This window comes from Pseudarthrobacter sp. YAF2 (genome assembly GCF_052113345.1).
Taxonomy (GTDB): Bacteria; Actinomycetota; Actinomycetes; order Actinomycetales; family Micrococcaceae; genus Arthrobacter.
The window spans coordinates 1-13937 of the sequence record NZ_JBFRDA010000033.1 but is presented as its reverse complement, the minus strand read 5'-3'; the positions used below and the strand labels follow the sequence as shown (position 1 = coordinate 13937).

12 protein-coding genes are annotated in these 13937 nt (G+C 59.2%); all 12 read left to right on the top strand.

Going from position 1 to position 13937, the window contains the following annotated elements:
• Positions 1-897 (top strand): alpha/beta fold hydrolase (locus AB4Y79_RS21320; protein WP_441866143.1); only part of this gene is annotated, 897 nt, incomplete at its 5' end.
• A gap of 149 nt (positions 898-1046) precedes the next feature.
• Entirely contained in the window at positions 1047-2423 is a 1377-nt protein-coding gene (locus AB4Y79_RS21315) for an MFS transporter (protein ID WP_441866142.1), read from the top strand.
• Positions 2424-2548: 125 nt separating this feature from the next.
• Complete coding sequence (locus AB4Y79_RS21310) at positions 2549-3994, top strand: purine-cytosine permease family protein (RefSeq protein WP_441866140.1); 1446 nt, start codon at positions 2549-2551, stop codon at positions 3992-3994.
• Positions 3995-4123: 129 nt separating this feature from the next.
• Positions 4124-4999, top strand: a complete 876-nt coding sequence (locus tag AB4Y79_RS21305) for an arginase family protein (protein ID WP_441866138.1) — start codon at positions 4124-4126, stop codon at positions 4997-4999.
• A 116-nt stretch (positions 5000-5115) separates the two neighbouring features.
• Positions 5116-6171 carry an NAD(P)-dependent alcohol dehydrogenase gene (locus AB4Y79_RS21300; RefSeq protein ID WP_441866144.1) on the top strand — a complete coding sequence of 352 codons (1056 nt, stop codon included), beginning with the start codon at positions 5116-5118 and terminating at the stop codon, positions 6169-6171.
• Between the two features lie 136 nt (positions 6172-6307).
• The gene (locus AB4Y79_RS21295) at positions 6308-6511 is read left to right on the top strand and encodes a hypothetical protein (protein WP_441866136.1); all 204 of its coding nucleotides are present in this window, start codon (positions 6308-6310) and stop codon (positions 6509-6511) included.
• 440 nt (positions 6512-6951) lie between these two features.
• The gene (locus tag AB4Y79_RS21290; protein ID WP_441866134.1) at positions 6952-8832 is read left to right on the top strand and encodes a beta-glucoside-specific PTS transporter subunit IIABC; all 1881 of its coding nucleotides are present in this window, start codon (positions 6952-6954) and stop codon (positions 8830-8832) included.
• A gap of 49 nt (positions 8833-8881) precedes the next feature.
• Positions 8882-10294 (top strand): glycoside hydrolase family 1 protein, encoded by a 1413-nt coding sequence (locus AB4Y79_RS21285; protein ID WP_441866132.1) that lies wholly within the window; start codon positions 8882-8884, stop codon positions 10292-10294.
• Positions 10295-10406: 112 nt separating this feature from the next.
• A complete protein-coding gene (locus AB4Y79_RS21280) occupies positions 10407-11243 on the top strand; it encodes a BglG family transcription antiterminator (protein WP_441866130.1) in 837 nt (278 codons plus the stop codon).
• A 35-nt stretch (positions 11244-11278) separates the two neighbouring features.
• The gene (locus AB4Y79_RS21275; protein WP_441866128.1) at positions 11279-11557 is read left to right on the top strand and encodes an HPr family phosphocarrier protein; all 279 of its coding nucleotides are present in this window, start codon (positions 11279-11281) and stop codon (positions 11555-11557) included.
• Between the two features lie 1238 nt (positions 11558-12795).
• Positions 12796-13251 (top strand): prevent-host-death protein, encoded by a 456-nt coding sequence (locus AB4Y79_RS21270; RefSeq protein ID WP_387449721.1) that lies wholly within the window; start codon positions 12796-12798, stop codon positions 13249-13251.
• Between the two features lie 3 nt (positions 13252-13254).
• The gene (locus AB4Y79_RS21265; RefSeq protein WP_387449723.1) at positions 13255-13599 is read left to right on the top strand and encodes a hypothetical protein; all 345 of its coding nucleotides are present in this window, start codon (positions 13255-13257) and stop codon (positions 13597-13599) included.
• The last annotated feature ends 338 nt before the right edge of the window (positions 13600-13937 follow it).

Below are 13937 nucleotides of genomic sequence, written 5' to 3'. Positions count from 1 at the left end.
CGAAGGAGCGTAAAAGCCATGGCAAAGTTCGAACCCATCAAGGGTGGCTACGTCTACCTCACCGTCGAAGACATCGAATACCGGGTCTACTACGAAGAAGCCGGTCAGGGCATCCCGCTGATCGTCGGACACACCGCAGGCTCCGACGGCCGCCAGTACCGGCACCTGCTCAACGACGAAGAGGTCACCTCCCGCTACCGCGTCATCGCCTTCGACCTTCCGTTCCACGGCAAGTCACTGCCTCCGCACGGTGAGAAGTGGTGGACGAAGGAATACACCATGACAAAGTCCCGGATGATGGCCTTTCCCAACGCTCTGTCCGAAGCCTTGGAACTGAATCGTCCCGTGTACTTGGGCAGCTCCATGGGCGGGCACCTGGCCATCGATCTGGCCTCGAACTTCAACGACCGCTACCGTGCCACGATCTCCGTTGAAGGTGCCCTGCGCTCAGCTGCAGAATACGTCGAGGTCGGCATGGATGGAATCCGCCGCGAGTTCGACAACCCGAACGTCTCCCGCAACTCCATTGGCGCCGCAATGTTGTTGAACATCTCCCCATACTCCCCGGAGGAGAACGTCCGCGAAATCCAGTGGGAGTACCAATCCGGCGGCCCGGGTGTCTTCGCCGGAGACCTCTATTACTACTACTACGATCACAACGTCTCCCCGGAAGAGGCCGCGGCCATCGACACGAGCAAGTGCATGCTCTACTTCCTCACGGGCGAATATGACCCCAACACTTCCCCGGCCGACACCAAGGAAGCCGCGAACCTGGTGAAGGGCTCAAAGTTCTGGGAGATGCCGAAACTCGGCCATTTCCCGGTCACCGAGAACTATCAAGAGTTCCGCAAGTTCCTGCTCCCGATCCTCGAAGAAATCGAAAGCAAGTCCTCCTAGGACACCCCTCCGGAGGCCGGCCACCCCGGCCTCCGGCTCGTAAGCCGCCACCCACGGCAATCCTCAGCTAACGGGCATCGCTGCCGCCAAGTCCCCCGGCCGTCATGCCCAAATTCAGGCGCTATCTTCACTAGACAATTGAGGCATTCATGTCACACCCCAACAACACAGCCTGGCGGCCAGCGCACGTCACCACCCGCCAAATTACTTTCGCGTCCATCGTGGCGTTCCTCGCATGGACGTTCGCGGTCTACGATTTCATCCTCTTTGGAACCCTTCTTCCCGAGATCGGCAAAGACCTTGGCCTTAGCGAGGCCGAGCAGGCCTCATTGGTAACCTGGATGTCCGCCGGCGGCGTCGTCGTCGGTCTCCTGGCAGGACCGGTAGTTGACAAATTTGGACGCAAGACCGGCATGGCTTTCGCTACCGCGGGTGCAGGGGTCGCCTCGGCCCTGACCGCTCTGGCCGCTTTTGTACCCTTGCCAATCCTTGTCGCCATCCGTTCGTTGAGCGGGCTCGGTCTCACCGAGCAAGGAATCAACGGAGCGTACCTGAGCGAGCTCTACGGCGCCTCCGATGACCCCCGCATCAAGAAACGCCAAGGATTCATCTACTCGATCGTCCAGGGCGGTTGGCCCGTCGGCGCGCTTCTGGCCGCTGCTTTGACAGCGGTCCTCCTACCAAGCCTGGGCTGGGCTGGATGCTTCGTATTCGCGGCCGTTCCCTCGTTTATCGTCGCGGTCCTGGCACGCAAGCTCCGGGAGTCCCCACAGTTCGAAACAGTCGCCAAACTCCGCCAGCTCAACGCCGACGGCCACCACGCTGACGCCCTGGAACTGGGATCAATCCTTGGTATGAATGACGAGCGGGAGAAGCCCAGCACTATTGCGGACATCTTCAAAGGCCGTAACCTGCGAACTACGCTGGCGCTGTCCTTTGGTCACATCCTGAACTACTTCCCCGTTCTCGTCTTCAACATCCTTGGTACTACGGTGCTCACGACGGTTCACAACTTCGCCTTCGCGGACGCCCTCACGCTGCTGCTGATGTCCAACTTCGTTGCATACCTCGGGTATCTCTTCCACGGGGTCATGGGCGACCGCTTCGGCCGACGCAACATCATCGCCTTCGGCTGGATGGCGAGCGGCGTTGTATTTACCGCCATGATTTTCGGACCCAGCGACTACTGGGTCGTGGTCGCCCTCTACAGCCTCGGTCAGTTCTTCCTCAACGGCCCTTACGCGGCGGTGCTCTTCTTCGTCGGCGAAAGCTATGACACAAGTATCCGTGGACGAGGCTCCGCTTTCGTTGCAGCAGTCGGCCCTATCGGCGCCATCCTCGCCAGTGCCGCGGCCGCCGTCCTGCTAAGCAACGGCGTCGATTGGACTATGACCGCCTTCCTGTTCGGGTCCATTCCGCTGGTCCTGTCCGGGTTCTCCGTGCTGTTCGCCCGCAAGCACCAGCACGTCATTGATCCCGTCCACGTCCCCTCACCAACTGACGTAGAGGATCCAACCCGCAGTTAGGCAGCGCACAGGTCCGAACCTGCAAGACGACACTGACTCGCCCAGGCTCCCCGGTGCATAAACCGTGCACCGGGGAGCGCCCCCGTATGGGGACCCTATTGAACCACCTACACCGGAGCAAGATCATGGAGCAAGAACAAAATGCTCAGCTTTCCACCGACCTGAACTATGGTGCGTCCGCACGCACAATAGAGCCCTACGGCATCGAACATATCCCCGAAACGGACCGCCACGGAAAGCCCTACACACAATTCACTACCTGGCTCTCTGCAAACCTGACCCTCAGCCTGCTCATCACGGGCTTCTTCCCGGCGTTGCTTGGCCTGTCCGTGTGGCAGTCACTGAGCGCAGTGGTGGTCGGGTCACTGCTGGGCGCCCTCCTGATGGGAGTTCTTTCCACCATGGGCGTCAGGTTGGGTGTGCCCGTCCAGATTCAGGCCCGTGGCCCCCTGGGTTTCCTCGGAAACCTGCTCCCTGTTTCCTTCGTCAATGTTTTTGCCTCCGTCGGTTGGGCCGTCGTTAACACCGTTTTCGCAGCCTTGGCCCTTCAGCAGATCATCAATATCCCCTTCTGGCTGGGTGCAGGACTGATCTTCGCCGTCGTCGCGATATTTTCCGTCTGGGGCTACAACCTGCTGCACCTTATCAACAAGATCGGCAGCGTGATCCTTGGGGTCCTTTTCCTCATCATCACCATTCTTGCCCTGCGTCAGGCAGACTGGTCCTTCGGGGTCAACACTGAAGCCCCTGTCTACATAGGCGAAGGTGGCGGATGGATCACAGCCGTCGGTTTCTTCCTTGCCTGGTCTCTTGCCTGGGCGCCATTTGCTTCGGATTTTGCCCGCTACCTGCCAATCAAGACCTCGGCAAAACGTGTGGCCTCTTTCACCGCACTGGGAAACCTTGTGCCCTCGCTTTGGCTGGGCTGCACCGGCGTGCTGGTTTCGAATTTCGCCGGGGGACTGGCTCCGGTCGAAGCAATCGCCGAACTCACCGGTGACTGGGCGCCCCTGGCGATGGCAGCCTTGGTTCTGGGTTGCCTTCCAACAAACGGACTGGTTGTTTATGGCGGCGCCCTGTCGGTACTCACGCTTGGCATCAAGGTGTCCCGGCAAGTCGGTGCCATGCTGATCGTTGTCGTCGCCTACATCATCGCACTGCTGCTGCAGGACAACATCTACACAACGTTCTACGATTTCCTGCTCCTGTCCGGATACTTCATCGCCCCCTACATGGTTGTTGTCTTGCTTGACTACTTTGTGGGAGGCCGGCGCAGGCTGGACAGGCTTGGCGAGCTGTTCGACAAACGCAGAGCCGTTGAATGGGGCTTCTTTGCCTGGCTGATCGGTTGCGCGGCTTCGGTACCCTTCTGGGTCTGGACCAAGTGGACTGGACCCATCGCAGCTGCCAACCCTGAATTGGGAGACCTGTCCCATTACGTCGGAGCCCTGGTGGCTGCCGTGGCTTATCTCGTCTTCCTGCGTTTCCGCCCCCTGAGCAGGACGGCCACGGATTTGCATCTGTCCGAAACCAGGACTGCAATACCATCCAGCTATGAGAAGCAGGGCTGAAGCACCCATTTACCAGTAGCCGGGCCGGGCGTCGTTGGGCGCCCGGCCGCAGGCCTTCAACCCCGGGTACCCAAGGCCGGATCACGCCGCCAGACTAAGGTGACATAGGCCACCAGAGAGGAAAAGAAAGTGCAAAAAGAAAGTTCAAAAACGCTTCGGTTGATGATGCCCCAATGGCAGGGGGGCAATAACGAGCTGTACCCGATCGGGGCAGAGTTGCTCGCCTGGCTGGCACCGGAAAGTGACGCATCGGTGGCCAGGGTAGAGGTGGAACCCTTCCACCGCGACGACACCCCCGAGGAAGGTATCTCGCACCGGACGGTGTTGCTGAAGCAGCTAAAGGAAGCACGCGCCCTGATAGATGCTGAACGGCCGGATAAGATCGCCGTATTCGGTGGTGATTGTCTGGTAGAGCAGGCGCCGTTTTCCTACCTCAACGAAAAGTACAACGGTGAGCTGGGTGTTCTGTGGATCGACTCCCATCCCGATGTCAAGACAACCAAGGACTTCACCAACGCCCACACGATGGTCCTGGGCAATCTGCTCGGTGAAGGAGACCCACAGTTCGCCGCGGAAGTACGTCTGCCTCTATCACCTCAAAAGGTCATGTACGCCGGGTTGCGTGAAGCTGGCCTCACTGAGCAGGAATCCGAGGTCATAGACCGCCTCGGACTGAAGATCGCAAGCCCGGAAGCCCTCCAACAGGACAGCGCCCCGGTCCTGGACTGGATCGCCGAAAACAACATCAGATACTTGGCCATCCATCTCGATCTTGACGTGTTGGACCCCGCGACTTTCCGCTCGGTCCTTTTCGCCGAACCAGAACCCGAAATTGATTGGCTCAAGATGTACCCCGCGGGGAAAATGACCTTCGCCCAGGTCACACGACTCATTACTGATGTAGCAGAACACACGGACGTCGTCGGGATGGGCATCGCAGAACACCTCCCCTGGGACGCCGCACACCTGAAGAACGCACTCTCGAAATTCCCTGTCCTCAGCTAAAACATCGGGCCTCAGGGCCGCATCGCCGCGTTAAACCAGTACCCAATCCCGCCTGTTGCTCAACCCGTCGCAGCAACCTCGGGGAACAGAGAAAGAGGAAAACCTTGTCGGAATCAATGCGTGGTTATGCAATGCTCAAGATCGGCGAGACCGGGTGGATTGAAAAACCTGTCCCCGTCTGCGGGCCGATGGATGCCATTCTGAAGCCAACCATCCTTGCTCCATGTACCACCGATGTGAAGACAGTGTGGAAAGGCGCCCTTGGAGAGCGTCACAACATGATTCTGGGCCACGAATGCTGCGCCGAAGTTGTTGAGGTGGGTTCTTTGGTCAAGGACTTCAAGCCCGGCGACCAGGTCGTGGTTCCGGCCGTTACCCCCAACTGGAGTTCCCTGGAAGCCCAAGGCGGAGCCTCATCACACTCGGGTGGCATGCTCAACGCCTGGAAATACTCCAACACTGAAGACGGCATGTTTTCCGAGTACTTTGCATGCAGCGACGCTGACGGCAACCTTGCGCCCATTCCCGCAGGAGTTGCTCCCGAAGAAGCCGTGATGCTCAGTGACATGATCCCGCCCGGGTTCCAAAGCGTCGAACTCGCCGACGTACAGTTCGGGGACACCGTTCTCGTTATCGGAATTGGACCTGTTGGGCTCATGGCAGTAGCCGCCAGTCTGCTTCGTGGAGCGGCCAGGGTCATCGTTGTCGGCTCAAGGCCGGCGTCCCTCGCAGCAGCAAAAGCTTACGGCGCGACCGAGTTCATCAACTATAAGGACGGGCCCATCGAAGACTCGGTCTTGAAACTCACCGGTGGCAAAGGCGTGGACCGCGTATGCGTCTGCGGCGGTGACGGTGAAACCTTCGCGGCCGCAGTGCGGTCGCTAAAGCCTGGAGGCAAAATCGGCAGCGTCATCTCCATGGATTTGCATGACACCGTGAAAGTACCCAGCACCGAATGGGGATTCGGCATGGGGGACAAGCAGATTGTCGGGGGCGCCATGATCGGCGGCCGCCTGCGTCTGGAAAAGCTCGGTGCGCTCCTGTCCTCGGGCCGGCTGGACGTCAAGCCCCTCATCACGCACCGCTTCCACGGCTGGGATGGCCTCGAAGAATCGATCTTCCTGGGACGAAGCAAACCCGCAGACCTAATTAAATCCGTGGTCACGCTTTAGGATTCCACTGCCAGGTTCGTAGGCCGCCCTGGCAGTGATTCGCACAACCACAAACTCTTGGTCCCGCACTCCACGCCCGTGATGAACCGCAAGTGTCTATAAAACCGCGCACAGAATCGAAGGAAGAGGAACCGCCATGTCAGCAGAGACGTCGCCTATCGTTGTCAAAGTCGAGGACGCCGCTTCGCTACACGTCGAACTGGAACACGCCAGTTCAATACTGCGTGAGAAGGCCACGAGCGATGGCCTTCTCGTCACCAGGGTGGACTTCACCACGTACACGGTCGCGCTGAGCTCCGACATCCCGTTCGGCTTCACTCGGGAACTCGATCTGCTCTGAACGGCTGGCAAGGTCTGCTGGTGCGCCCTTCGCAGCGGCCCTTGCGGGCTGGGCCACTGCAATCTGGGAAGAAGGCTGGGAAGTCCTGCTGGAGCTGGCCCGTATCTAGTCCGGCAGCACCCGCCAGAAACCAGTTCGCGCGCTACCCATCTAGTTACGACCATTGTCGGATGCTACTAACGGTGCCACGGCAAGGTATCTGTCCAACAACGGGCTTACCCAACAGGGAGATTTGTAGTGAGCGAGAAGGCATGGACACGTCGCGACCTTCACCTAGGAGTCGACGGCGGGTTGCACAGGATAACGATGACACGTAGGATTCCATGTCAACGGCGATTTTCGTCGTCAGGATTGTTACTCGGCAACGGGGCAAGACCTGAGAAGCACTTATGTGCATCTCGGGTCTTTTTTTGTGCCCAAAAATAGACAGAAGGTCTGGCATGGCAAGTGTGGACTACCGGTCGCTGGCCGGAGAGATTTTGCGGGGGGTGGGCGGCGAGAAGAACATCGTCAGCGCTGCTCACTGCGCTACCCGGCTCCGGCTCAAGCTGCGGGATGAGGCAAAGGCCGACACTGCTGCCGTCGAAAAGCTGTCAGGTGTGATCACCGTAATGAAGGCTGGCGGCCAGTATCAGGTGGTCATCGGTGACAACGTTTCCACCGTCTACGCTGAACTGGGCAAAATTACCAATCTCACCGGAGACTCTGAGGTTGATGACGAGCCGGTATCGAGGGGCAATCTTTTGAGCCGCTTCATCGACCTGATTTCCTCGATTTTCTCACCTGTCATCTGGCCGCTGGCGGCCGCCGGTCTGCTTAAAGCGTTTTTGAGCCTGGCTATCCAAGTCGGGTTGCTGGATCCCGCGTCTCAGACCAACGTAATCCTGGCCGCCAGCGCGGACGCGCTGTTCTATTTCCTCCCGCTCTTCCTGGCGGTGACGGCAGCACGAAAGTTCAAAGCCAACCAGTTCACATCGATGGCCATAGCCGGGGCTCTGGTGTATCCGAGCATCGTCGCTCTGGCCGCGCAGACCGAGCCCGTAAGCTTCGCCGGCATTCCGGTCGTGATGATGAACTACACCAGCTCTGTCATCCCGATCATCGTGGCGGTCTGGCTCCAGGGATACTTTGAACGCTTCCTCACCCGGGCACTTCCGTCAGCCATCCGGAACTTCACTACACCGCTGGTGACTCTTCTGTTGATGGTGCCGTTGGTTCTGCTCACAGTCGGCCCCATCACCACCTACGCCGCACAGGGGCTTTCAGCCGCCATCATCACCACCTTCACTGTCGCACCCTGGCTTGCGGGAGCCATCATGGGCGGCTTCTGGCAAGTCTTCGTCCTCTTCGGCCTGCACTGGGGCTTTGTACCTGGAATGCTCAATGAAATTGCCACCCAAGGCCACTCCCTCCTGTTCGGGCCGCTGCTGCCGGCGGTACTCGCCCAGGCCGCTGCCACCCTTGCCGTGGCCTTCCGAACCCGCAACAAGGCCCGCCGTGCGGTGGCAGGTCCCGCTGCACTATCGGGATTCCTTGCAGGCATCACTGAACCGGGCATCTATGGCGTCAACCTTCCCCTGAAAAAGCCGTTCTACTTCGGCATAGCCGGTGGTGTTGTTGGCGGTGCAGTTGTGGCCTCCGGCGGCAGTGGTGCAACGTCCTTCGTATTTCCGTCCCTGCTGGGATTGCCCGCCTTCACCACCGTGGGCAACTTCGTCCTCCTGATGGTAGGAACAGGTGCCGCCATAGCGATCGGTTTCGGCTTGACCTTCTTCTTCGGCCCGCATGAGGCAGATTCAGCCGCCGGGGCCGCCGCCGGCACCTCTGTTCCGGAGGCTGAACCTGTTCCCGCTCCCACGGTCCCTGGCACTCTAGAGGTCCTGGCCCCAGTCGCAGGGAAGGCCGTGGCACTGAAGGACGTTCAAGACAAGGTGTTTGCCTCTGGTGCCATGGGCAAAGGCCTGGGCATCATCCCCACGGGTGGCCGGATCTACTCACCGATCACCGGCACGATCAAGGCGGCCATGAAAACCGGCCACGCCTTTGGCATCAAGTCCGAAGCCGGCGTCGAGGTCCTTGTCCACATCGGCATCGACACTGTCCAGATGCAAGGCCGGGGCTTTGAAGCTAAAGCAGCGCGCGGCCAACAGGTCCAGGTTGGCGACCTTCTCGCCGTCGTCGATCTGAACGCCATTGCCGAGGCCGGCTACGACACCACGACATTGGTGATGGTCACCAACACAGCGCAGCTGGCCAGCGTGAACCCGGTGACCGAAGGGACCCTGGCCAAAGGTGACGCCGTGATTTCCGTCCAAGTCTGAGACACCCGCTCAACCCCGGCACCCCTGCCCGACTGAAAAGGAACCATCTGTGACCACGACCTTTCCCGAAGGATTCCTCTGGGGCGGCGCTACCGCCGCCAACCAGATCGAAGGCGCCTACAACGAGGGCGGCAAAGGACTGTCCATTCAGGATGTGATGCCCAAGGGCATCACCGAGACCCCTACTGAGGGACCGACCCCGGAGAACCTCAAACAGGTGGCGATCGATTTCTACCACCGCTTTGAGGAGGACATCGCACTGTTGGCCGACATGGGATTCAAGGTCTTCCGGTTTTCCATCGCATGGAGCCGTATTTTCCCCCACGGCGACGAGGAAACGCCCAACGCCGAAGGTCTGGCCTACTACTCGCGGATTCTTGACGAACTGGACAGGTACGGCATCGAGCCGCTCGTAACCATCAGCCACTATGAAACTCCGCTCCATCTGGCGCGGAAGTACAACGGCTGGACCAACCGGGCCTTGATTGGGTTCTACGAGCATTACTGCCGCACGCTCTTTCAGCACTTCGGCAGCCGGGTGAAGTACTGGTTGACGTTCAATGAAATCAACTCAGTGCTTCATGAGCCGTTCCTGTCCGGCGGCATACCGGCCCCCAAGGAACAGCTCACAAAACAGGACCTCTATCAGGCCATCCACCACGAGCTGGTAGCCTCCGCCCGGGCCACCCGGCTCGCCCACGAGCTGATGCCGGACGCGCAGGTAGGTTGCATGATCCTCGCACTGCCAACGTACCCACTGACCCCGGATCCCTCCGACGTCGTGGCGGCAATGCATACTGCACATGACAGCTATGCGTTCGGCGACATCCACTGCCGCGGTGAATACCCCGGCTACCTGCTTCGATATTTCCGGGACAACGACATCGATCTGGACATCACCGCCCAGGACCGCGAGGACCTGCAAAACACCGTGGATTTCGTCTCTTTCAGCTACTACATGAGCATCTGCGAGACGGCGGACCTAGCTAAGCGGGTCAAGGGACCAGGCAACATTATGGGTGGGGTTCCCAACCCCACCCTTCAGGCGTCCGAGTGGGGCTGGCAGATCGACCCGCAGGGGCTGCGAGTGGTGCTCAATGATTACTGGGAACGCTGGCAAAAGCCGCTTTTCATCGTTGAAAACGGGGTGGGCGCCAAGGATGAGCTTGAGGAAATCGAAGGGGCTAAGACCGTCAATGATGACTACCGGATTGCCTATTTGAACGATCATCTGGTGCAGGCACGTGAGGCTGTACGGGACGGCGTCCAGCTGATGGGCTACACCGCCTGGGGATGTATTGACTTGGTGAGCGCCTCCACCGCGCAAATGAGCAAGCGATACGGCTTCATTTACGTCGACCGAAACGATGACGGGACGGGTTCCCTGATGCGGCACCCGAAGAAATCCTTCGGGTGGTACCAGGAAGTCATTTCCACCAACGGCGGAAGCCTCAAACCCTAGTTCAATCCCTGACGGCCGAAGCCAGAGCAGCCGAAGCGCACCCTGGTGTGCGGCAGGGAGAGGACCTCTCTCCCTGCCGCAGCGGCCCCATCGACGACGAAAGGAGGAAGACATGGAAGTCTTGCGCGTCTTCAATAACAACGTCGTCCTTGCGCGCGGCGCTAATCATGAAGAGGTCATTGTCACGGGGCGCGGTCTGGGCTATCAGGCCAAACCTGGCAGCGCTGTAGATAAGACCAAAATCGTCAGAATATTCGTACCGGAAGATGGACGGAACGCTGATAACTTCGGTGCCTTAGTCGCTGCAGTTCCCCCAGAGCACCTGATTCTCGCGGACCAAGCGCTGCAACTAACGAGGAAAGTCCCTGTCAGCTCGACAACCGTCGTGGGACTTGCAGACCATCTAAGTTTCGCTATTAGACGCATGCGTCAGGGCATTGACCTTGAATACCCTCTCCGCGCTGAAGTAGCTCACCTCTACCCTGATGAGCTCCGGACAGCTCAGCTGATTCTTGATTTCGTCAACGCCCGCGTTGAACAGGCGCTGCCTGAAGCAGAAGCCGTGCCCATAGCACTGCACCTGGTCAATGCAGGTTTCGCTACCGGAGACCTGTCTCTCACGTACCAAATGACCGGGGTGTTTACACAACTTTTCGAGGTCTTGGAGAAGGCCTATGACTGCCCCTTTAATCAAGACACCGTCAATGCCGCCCGCTTCATCACCCACCTGCGCTACTTTTTCGTCCGAGCCCAAACGGGGCGACAGCTGGACGATGGTGCAAGCACACTCAGCAAAGCAATCCGAGAGTCTTATCCCGAGGCGTACGCCAACGCCCTCAAGCTCCAAGCAGTCCTCGAGCTGCGCCTCGGCGAGCCACTGACCGAGGACGAAGTGACTTACCTGACCCTCCACGTCGCCCGAATGGTCGAAGACCTCCGCGTGCGCTGACCACCCCACAACTATCTGCGAACGGAAGTAACATCATGCCCGAACGGACCGCCATCATCGCCAGCACCCTGGGCCTGCACGCCCGCCCCGCCACCGCCTTCGTGGAAGCAGCCGCCGCATGCGAAGACCTCGAGATCACTATCGGACGCGAAGAGGAACCAGCCGACGAAGCCATGGATGCCAGCTCAGTCCTCTCCCTCATGAGCCTCGGACTCGAGCACGGCGACCGCGTAGTACTCCGCAGTGAAAGCGCCGGCTCTGAGGAAGCCTTGAACCACCTCGTCGGGTTGCTCCAAACGAACCACGACGCCTAAAACTTCGCGAGAGCAGCTGCGGGCGACCGCGGAAACGCCGAATTTCGTCGGGGAACGGCGTTCTAGCATCTGCTTCCACTTCCGCTCTCTTGAGGCCGATAAGGGACGTTCTGTCGCGGGAGGTCTTGTCATGATGCTCGGTGTCCTCTCCGCCATGTAATAGATGAAGGAGGTGCGTCTACTGTGTCGCGTGATTCGTCGTTCTGGCGCGTTGAGTGCCGTCGCGTTTTGAGTTGTTCTACCGGCCGGCGGGAGTCATGCCTTGGCGCGGGGCCTCATCCTGACTGGAGGCTTCACGCGGACCAAGAGGTACCGTCCAGCAGGAAAACTGCGGAGGCGGCAGCGTCCATTTCCTGGCGCGGGCCATGAGCGCGCGGGGACGCGTCAATTGGCCCTTTGTCGGTGCTCAATCGAGCAAAAAGGAGTGTGGACAATGTCCACACTTTTTACCCCGGAGTGGCGAGTTCACCCATCGGATTGTCTCGGATTCCGCATGTTCTCGCGACTTCCCAGTGTTATCAAGGACCAGAATCCCGTTCGAGTCCCACCTCGGGCACGACGTATTCCCTCGTCAGAGGCGATTTTGCTTTGACGTGTTGACAAAGCTTGTGGTCGCGTCATCTGACGAGTTGGTCGCGGGCTGTGGCCTGGGCGCCGCGGGGCCTGTTCAGGTGTGTCGGGTGGCGGGTTCAAGTCCCTGGCCGGTGGGCCTTCCGCCTGCTGTAGTTGGGTTATATGGTTCCTCGTTCCGTTCTTTCGGGTTGGTCGTGGGTGGCCAACACCTATTCATGGTTCCTGGTGACGGGTACGACATGACGACACCGACATTGGTGCGGTTTTGCTGCAAAAGCTCGCTCTATGTACCGTTCAGACGCTGAGGGTGCTCAGTTTGTCCTGCCAAAGAGGTGTTGACATTGTCCACACTTATGTCTGCTTTGTTTTCGATCGGCACCGGGTCTCTCTGCGGGTGGGATGTCGTTCGGATAGGGGAACGACCTCTGGGCTGCGCGACGGGCTTATCAAACCTGCGGGCGCGCTGCAGCGAACCGGTCCAGGCGAGACCACCCGCCAAGACATCAGTGGGACATCAGAATGAACAAGCGGCGACGGAGCGCCTGTGGGTTCATCACCGTCGGGGAATCAGGCGGCATGACCTACATGGGCAGGCATTCACAACGTGGGCGTCTGCAGGGACAGCTGGCTAGACTTCAGAACGTGATCTGAAGTAGTGTAGGTGTATGAGCGCATTAGCCACTTCCCGAACGACGTTCCAGTCTTCCGAACTAAGCCGCGCCTCCGCTGAGGCCTTTGCCGCTGCAGCGGATCACCCGATTCAAATCACTCGACGCGACGGCGAGCATCTGGTGCTCATGTCCGAGAGTGCAGACCGGGCACGTGCGTCACTGCTGGAACTGGCCGCGCAGTTAATTGCTGTTACCACCAGTACAGAGGGGACGCTTGCGAACCGCATGAGTGATCGATTTCCCTGGATGCTTGCCCTGAGTCAGATGGACCGGGAAACATGCGCCTCGGAGATCGTGGCGGCAGCACGAGCCTCTTTCGCAACCAACCAGCCGCATCTGGCCATTGCGGAACTCAATGCCTGGCGTGAGACTGCCACTGCCATCGCCGCCGGCCTCGGCAAGGAAACGATCGAATGGCTTGATGACGCCGAAACTGTTGAGCGTCCCTAAGGGATGGCCAAGAGCGAAAAGGTCGAGCGGCCGACAAAGAAGAGTGAATACGAGCTGCGTTTCGCATCGGTGCAGGCTAAACGCGGTTGGACGGATCTGAAAGCCACGATCAGGAACTCACTGGTGGATTCATGGGACTTTCTTACCCGCACTCCGCAAGTGACGACACCAACGAACTACAGATTGCGTGGTGATCTGGGCAGCGTGTCACGAGGCGGCGTTACCCACGACAGATGGCAGCACAAGCCCACCTTGAAGGGTGATGCACGCATCTGGTTTTACGTTGTGGACCAGGTTGTCTACCTAGAGCAGGTCCATACAAGCCACCCAAACGAAACAAAGTCATAGCAGAACATGGACAGTCCCCGGCCTTCAGCGCTGAGATGCAGCGAACGCTGATAACAAGGATTCCGCCTCTTTGTAAGCCTCGTCCAAACTAGCCTGCAGGGTCTCCTGTTGAGTGCTCCGATGCCGGGATAGGGTCCAAAAGAAAGTGTGGATGTGTCCACACTTTTCGTCCCGGACGTTCACGCAGCCCTGATATGTAGGCTCTGTTGTCAAGAGTGCATGGATGAGCGACTCCTGGGTTTATTTTCAGGGGTCGCTCATCGTGTACCGGCCGGTCGTGATGCTGTGGGGGGTAGCTGGTCGTTTTTCGGCTGGCAGTGTCAGGCTGATATTCGCGG

What these genes read in the sequence shown, in the direction of transcription:
- AB4Y79_RS21300 (WP_441866144.1), top strand. Translation starts at nt 5,116, where the DNA reads ATGCGTGGTTATGCAATGCTCAAGATCGGCGAGACCGGGTGGATTGAA.
- AB4Y79_RS21295 (WP_441866136.1), top strand. Translation starts at nt 6,308, where the DNA reads ATGTCAGCAGAGACGTCGCCTATCGTTGTCAAAGTCGAGGACGCCGCT.
- AB4Y79_RS21265 (WP_387449723.1), top strand. Translation starts at nt 13,255, where the DNA reads ATGGCCAAGAGCGAAAAGGTCGAGCGGCCGACAAAGAAGAGTGAATAC.
- AB4Y79_RS21270 (WP_387449721.1), top strand. Translation starts at nt 12,796, where the DNA reads ATGAGCGCATTAGCCACTTCCCGAACGACGTTCCAGTCTTCCGAACTA.
- AB4Y79_RS21315 (WP_441866142.1), top strand. Translation starts at nt 1,047, where the DNA reads ATGTCACACCCCAACAACACAGCCTGGCGGCCAGCGCACGTCACCACC.
- AB4Y79_RS21275 (WP_441866128.1), top strand. Translation starts at nt 11,279, where the DNA reads ATGCCCGAACGGACCGCCATCATCGCCAGCACCCTGGGCCTGCACGCC.
- AB4Y79_RS21280 (WP_441866130.1), top strand. Translation starts at nt 10,407, where the DNA reads ATGGAAGTCTTGCGCGTCTTCAATAACAACGTCGTCCTTGCGCGCGGC.
- AB4Y79_RS21310 (WP_441866140.1), top strand. Translation starts at nt 2,549, where the DNA reads ATGGAGCAAGAACAAAATGCTCAGCTTTCCACCGACCTGAACTATGGT.
- AB4Y79_RS21290 (WP_441866134.1), top strand. Translation starts at nt 6,952, where the DNA reads ATGGCAAGTGTGGACTACCGGTCGCTGGCCGGAGAGATTTTGCGGGGG.